Here is a 669-nt window from a genome sequence, read left to right as displayed (position 1 = left end):
TGGCAAACTTCGCAGGTTTCGTTGTGGCTGTGAGTTTTAGCTTCTTCGCGAATGCAAAATTCACATTCAAAGCATCAACTACAACGATGCGCTACATGTTATATGTCGGGTTCATGGGAACACTCAGTGCTACTGTTGGATGGGCTGCTGATAGATGCGCACTTCCCCCGATGATAACTCTTGTCACCTTCTCCGCCATCAGCCTGGTGTGCGGTTTCGTCTATTCAAAGTTCATTGTCTTTAGGGATGCGAAATGAAAATTTCTTTAGTCGTTCCGGTCTTTAACGAAGAGGCCACGATACCTATTTTTTATAAAACTGTGCGCGAATTTGAAGGGCTTCAGCAGCATGAAGTCGAGATAGTCTTCATAAACGATGGCAGCAAAGACGCTACAGAATCAATTATCAACGAGCTTGCTGTTGCCGACCCGCTTGTTGTTTCGCTGTCGTTCACACGTAACTTCGGCAAAGAACCCGCCCTGTTCGCAGGTCTGGACCATGCTACCGGGGAGGCAATTATCCCGATTGACGTTGATCTGCAAGACCCTATCGAAGTTATTCCTCACTTGATAGAGAAATGGCAGGCCGGTGCAGATATGGTTCTGGCTAAACGCTCTGACCGCTCCACTGACAGCAGGCTGAAGCGTAAATCTGCTGAGTGGTTCTATAA

Annotated in this window: 2 protein-coding genes; both read left to right on the top strand. The window is 47.4% G+C overall.

Going from position 1 to position 669, the window contains the following annotated elements; all coding sequences use genetic code 11:
- Positions 1-257 (top strand): GtrA family protein (locus tag ACJHYR_RS28080; protein ID WP_033871535.1); only part of this gene is annotated, 257 nt, incomplete at its 5' end.
- Positions 254-669: glycosyltransferase family 2 protein (locus tag ACJHYR_RS28075; protein WP_033871536.1), on the top strand; the 416-nt coding region annotated here is incomplete at its 3' end. The genes ACJHYR_RS28080 and ACJHYR_RS28075, both read left to right, overlap by 4 nt.

Origin of the sequence: Escherichia sp. WS1450 (genome assembly GCF_046487395.1) — a bacterium.
Taxonomy (GTDB): domain Bacteria; phylum Pseudomonadota; class Gammaproteobacteria; order Enterobacterales; family Enterobacteriaceae; genus Escherichia; species Escherichia coli.
Note: the sequence above shows the minus strand (reverse complement) of the source record. Positions and strands in the feature narration are given on the sequence as shown.